Source organism: Capnocytophaga sp. oral taxon 329 str. F0087 (genome assembly GCF_000213295.2).
Classification (GTDB): Bacteria; Bacteroidota; Bacteroidia; order Flavobacteriales; family Flavobacteriaceae; genus Capnocytophaga; species Capnocytophaga leadbetteri_A.
In genome coordinates, this window is the sequence record NZ_KN390049.1 from 5,401 (window position 1) to 11,148 (window position 5,748).

The window sequence follows — 5,748 nt, forward strand, 5'->3', positions numbered from 1 at the left end:
CTTCTTTTTCTACAGGGAATGGCACATAATAGCCTTTGTGGGCGAAAAGACTGCCAAAAAGCTCCTTGCCGATTTTGGTTCTTTAGAAAACCTACTTGCTAATACCGACCAGCTTAAAGGCAAGTTGCGCGAGAATATAGAGAATAATAAAGAAAAAGGTATCCTCTCTAAGCAGTTGGCTACCATTATGCTTGATGTACCCGTTGTTTTTGATGAGAAGGACTGCGAAGTCTCTACCCCCGATTTCGAGGCGGTAGGCAAACTTTTTGAAGAGTTAGAGTTTCGTCAGTTATTAGTCAATTTCCAAAAGGTATATCAGCCAGAAGCGGTAGTACAAAGCAACCAGAAAGCACCGTCAGCCCAGTTAGATATGTTTGCTGTACAAGGCGACTTATTTGCTCAGCCCCAAGTAGCGGTCGAGAAGAAGACAGCCGCCAATACCCCCCATTACTACCAGTTGGCAGATACCCCAATGGCACAACAACTACTGCTACAATCGCTATTGCAGCAGACTGAAGTCTGTTTTGATACCGAAACCACTGCTATTGATGCTCTCGAAGCTGAATTGGTAGGCATTTCCTTCTGTTGGACGGCGCACAAAGGCTATTATGTGCCATTCCCTGTAGATAAAGAAGAAGCTACAGCGTTACTCAATACCCTCCGACCGTTTTTTGAGAATGAGAAGATAACCAAAGTAGGTCAGAATTTGAAATACGACCTCAAAGTACTCCAAAATTACGGCATAAAGGTACAAGGGGCGCTATTCGATACGATGATAGCCCACTATCTTATCAACCCCGATATGCGCCATAATATGGACTTGCTCTCGGAAACCTATTTGGGCTATACCCCTATTGCTATCGAAAGTCTTATAGGCAAAGGTAAGGCGCAACGCTCAATGCGTACCGTAGCTTTGGAAGAGGTGAAAGAGTATGCGGTAGAAGATGCTGACGTTACTTGGCAACTAAAGGACGTTTTTAAGGCAGAATTGCCTAAGGTAAATGCCCAAAAAGTATATGCCGATTTAGAGATGCCCCTGCTGAAAGTATTAGCGGTAATGGAGCGCGAGGGGGTAACCCTTGATGTGGCGTATCTGAAAGAATACTCTAAAACCTTAGACGCAGAGATAGCACAATTAGAAGCCACTATAGCTGAGCAAGCTGGTACGCCTTTCAATTTGGCATCGCCCAAACAGTTAGGCGATATTCTCTTCGAGAAACTTAAGATAGACAGTAAGCCTAAGAAGACGAAGACAGGGCAATATGCTACTTCCGAAGAAGTGTTAGCACCTTTTGCCGCTAAACATAAGATAGTAGCCGATATATTAGAGTGGCGACAAGTGCAGAAACTCAAATCTACCTATGTAGATGCGTTGCCGTTAGAGGTGAACCCCCGCACAGGGCGTGTGCATACTACCTATATGCAGACGGTAGCCGCTACGGGGCGCCTTAGTAGCAATAATCCTAACTTGCAGAATATCCCTATTCGTACCGAGCGTGGGCAACGAGTGCGCAAGGCATTCATCGCTCGTAATGATGATTATATACTCCTCTCTGCCGACTATTCGCAGATAGAGTTGCGCATCATTGCAGCCTTAAGCGAAGAGCATAATATGATAGAATCTTTCTTGCACGGCGAGGACATTCACCGCGCTACGGCAGCCAAAGTGTTCAATGTACCTTTAGAGGCGGTTACTCGCGAGCAGCGTAGCCACGCCAAAACGGTAAACTTCGGTATTATCTATGGCGTATCGGCTTTTGGGCTTTCAGCACAAACCGATTTGAGTAGGTCGCAGAGCAAGGAGCTGATAGATACCTATTACGCTACTTACCCCAATCTGCGCAACTACATACAGAAGCAGATACACTTTGCCCAAGAGCACGGCTATGTAGAGACCGTACTGGGCAGGCGTCGCTACTTGCCCGATATACATTCGCGCAATCAAGTAGTGCGAGGGGCAGCAGAGCGCAATGCCGTAAATGCGCCTATACAAGGGTCGGCTGCCGATATTATCAAGATAGCGATGATACGCATTTACGACCTACTGCAAGCCCAGCAATTGCAAACCCGTATGCTGCTGCAAGTACACGATGAGTTAGTATTCGATGTGCCTAAAACCGAATTAGAAATAGTGAAACCTCTCATAAAAGAAGTGATGGAAAGCGCCTTTACTCTTGCCGTTCCGTTAGTCGCCGATTTAGGTGTAGGTAATAACTGGCTTGATGCTCACTAAAAATGTGTCACTGCTGGTGACACAATTATAAAACTAATGATAAAAGATTACAGAAATGGATACAGATTTTCAGCATATAGTACAACTGATAGAAAGTGCTAAAGAGCGCGTATATGTAAAGGCTAATAGCGAACTAGTAGCGTTGTACTTCAATGTAGGTAATATTCTTTCCGACAAAATTGGTAAAGGTGTTTGGGGTGATAAAACAATGACTGCATTAGCTGATTTTATCCATACCAAAATGCCTAACCTTTCAGGGTTTAATAGAAGAGGTTTATACCGAATGAAACAATTCTATGAAATTCACGCTGTGAATTCTGAAGTTTTTAAACTGTGGGAAGAGTTGTTCTTTAGTGTAGAACGTACTGAAAAACAAGATGTTCTAATTGTGTCGCCAACGGCGACACAATTTCAAAAGCATCAGTTTTATATGGAAAATGTGCTCCTAAAAGTATCTTGGTCTCAACATTTAGATATTTTTTCTTCTATAAGAAATCCTGAAGAAATATTGTTTTATCTTTTACAAACAATTACTGAAAAATGGACAAAAGCTGAGTTGAGAAGACAACTAAAAACAGCTACTTATGAACGCACTTTGTTAGCCAAACAAGCAACTTCGCCTATGGTGCAGAAAATGGACAATATCCAAGCCTTGTTTAAAGACCCTTATGTGTTTGAGTTTTTAGATTTACCTGATAACCATTCTGAAAAGGAGTTTGAAAAAGCTATTGTTTTAAACTTGCAAAAGTTTATCCTCGAAATAGGCAAAGGCTTTACTTATATGGGCGAGCAGTACCGCCTACAAGTAGGTAATAAGGACTATTATACTGATTTGCTATTTTATCATCGCGATTTGCAATGTTTAGTACTTTTTGAACTTAAAATACAGGATTTTGAGCCTGAATTCTTAGGGAAATTAAACTTTTACTTAGAAGCTTTGGATAGAGATGTAAAAAGACCTCACGAAAATCCTAGTATAGGCATTTTGCTTTGTAAGGGGAAAGACACTGAAGTGGTAGAGTATTCATTGGCAAGAAGTGCAAGTCCTACTATTATTGCAGAATATCAAACCCAATTAATTGACAAACAGTTGCTAATTAACAAGCTCAACCAGTTGCTATCTATTTTTCAGAAAACAAATAATTTATCACCATTAGAAATATCAAATAACTAAATAATGAAACAGAAATTAAATATAATAAGCATTATACCGCTACTGATATTCGTAGCAATATTCTTAGGAAGTGGTTTGTATTTCGATAACTTTTATTCGCTACCAGCTCCTATTATAGCGCTCTTTGCAGTAGTGATAGCTCTCCTTATTTATAGGGCTCCGCTTAATGAGAAAATAACTCTCTTCTTTAAAGGGGCAGGCGATAGCAATGTGTTGCAAATGTGCGTTATTGCCCTCTTAGCAGGGGCATTTGCTTCAGTAGCCAAAGCCTCTGGTAGTATAGACAGTATCGTGAATATGGGTATGTACTACATTTCGCCTCAGTACTTTCCGGTAGGTATCTTCGTTATGGCTTCTTTCCTATCGTTTGCTACGGGTACTTCAGTAGGTACTATTATGACGCTTTCGCCTATTGTCTTCAATCTCGCTACCGAAAGTCACTCTAATACGGCTCTTATTGGGGCATCGCTGTTGTCAGGGGCTATGTTTGGCGATAATCTCTCGCTTATTTCTGATACTACCATTGCCGCTACCCAGTCGTTGGGTTGTAAGATGAGCGATAAGATGAAAGCCAATGCTAAGATTGCCCTGCCAATGGCATTGCTTTCTGTGATTGTTCTTTTGTTTATAGGCAATCCCGAAGCGCAGACCTTCACCCATAGCGAGGCATATCACGACTTTAATATAGTGCTTATTTTGCCTTATATAGCCGTAGTGATTATCTCTCTTTTTGGGGTGAATGTATTTGTGTCGCTTTTCTTAGGGGTTCTCTTATCAGGAGTGATAGGACTATCTTATGGCAAGTTTGGCTTTTTAGATTTTACTCAGCATACCTATAAAGGCTTTATGGATATGGCTGATATTTTCTTCTTGTACTTTATCATCGGTGGATTGGCTCTTTTAGTGGAACATTTCGGCGGTATACAATACCTGATGAATCTTATTGCTAGGCATATTAGGAGTGGGGCATCGGCATTGCTCGGTATGGGCTTCCTCGTGACGGTAGCCGATGTTTGTGTAGCCAATAATACGGTAGCGATTCTTATTGTATCGAAGATAAGCAAGCGCATCAGTGAGCAGTTTAATGTACCGCTGCGCAATGCCGCTTCGGTGCTCGATATCTTTTCTTGCTATGCTCAAGGCCTCATTCCTTACGGAGCACAGGTTATTGGGCTTTATCAGTTCGCCCATACAATGGATTATCCTCAATTAGTGATGTATTCAGTATATTTACACTTGCTGCTTATAGGTACTTTGGTATATATTTACTTCAGTAGAAAGAAAGCACAAACGGTATAATTTATATTGAAATGTACATCAGTTACCACCCTATCTATAATCACCCAGTGCCTGATAATCATCGCTTTCCGATGCAGAAGTACGCCCTTTTGCCGCAACAGCTTCTGCACGAAGGCATAGCCGATCCTGCTGACTTTCGCACCCCCTCTAAGGTAAGTTTGGAGACGCTCTGCTTGGCGCATACCCCTGATTATGTGCATAAGTTTGTGCATCTACAGCTATCGCATAAAGAGGCATTGCCTATTGGTTTTGTGCAAAATCAGCAGTTAGTAGACCGCGAACTCACCTTAGTACAAGGTACCATTGAGGCAGCCCTATGGGCACTGCGCACCGCTGAGGTAGGGTTTAATATAGCAGGGGGTACGCATCACGCGTTTTCTGATAGGGGAGAGGGGTTCTGTATGCTTAACGACCAAGCGGTGGCTGCTGCCTATTTGCTGGCGCATACAGCTGTTAGAAAAGTGCTTATTATCGATTTAGATGTACATCAGGGCAATGGTACTGCCGAGATATTTAGGCACGACCCGCGCGTCTTTACCTTTTCGATGCACGCAGAGGGCAATTACCCTTTTGTAAAAGAACAGTCCGATAGAGATATTGCCCTGCCTACAGGCACTACTGATGCGGCTTACCTTTCTGTACTTACTTCTGTTTTGCCCGAAATCATCACCGCTCATCAGCCTGATTTTGTGTTTTACCAATCGGGAGTAGATGTGCTTAGTAGCGACAAGCTCGGTAAACTATCGCTGAGTGTGCAAGGCTGTGCTGACCGCGACCGATTTGTATTTAACCTTTGTCGGCAACACCATTTGCCGGTGCAATGCTCTATGGGAGGAGGCTATTCGCCTCAGCTTTCAGCTATTCTTAGAGCGCATACCAATACTTTTATGATGAGCCAATAACCCTTAAATATTCACTAAAAAACAAATGAAAAAAAAGAATTATTTAGGCATCTTTATCAAGTTTTTCTTTCAAGGAATTCTTATTATAGGCCCTCTTAGTGCCACCGTTTGGATTATATGGTCTATCTTTAAGAGTGTAG

General features: G+C 42.2%; 4 protein-coding genes. All 4 read left to right on the forward strand.

What is annotated here, in order from left to right; genetic code table 11:
• A partial coding sequence (gene polA, locus HMPREF9074_RS10435) for a DNA polymerase I (RefSeq protein ID WP_084063444.1) occupies positions 1-2,233 on the forward strand: 2,233 nt, incomplete at its 5' end.
• Positions 2,234-2,288: 55 nt separating this feature from the next.
• Complete coding sequence (locus HMPREF9074_RS10440; protein WP_009390127.1) at positions 2,289-3,407, forward strand: PDDEXK nuclease domain-containing protein; 1,119 nt, start codon at positions 2,289-2,291, stop codon at positions 3,405-3,407.
• A 3-nt stretch (positions 3,408-3,410) separates the two neighbouring features.
• Positions 3,411-4,706, forward strand: a complete 1,296-nt coding sequence (locus HMPREF9074_RS10445; protein ID WP_009390129.1) for a Na+/H+ antiporter NhaC family protein — start codon at positions 3,411-3,413, stop codon at positions 4,704-4,706.
• Positions 4,707-4,717: 11 nt separating this feature from the next.
• Entirely contained in the window at positions 4,718-5,608 is an 891-nt protein-coding gene (locus HMPREF9074_RS10450; protein ID WP_034540667.1) for a histone deacetylase family protein, read from the forward strand.
• The last annotated feature ends 140 nt before the right edge of the window (positions 5,609-5,748 follow it).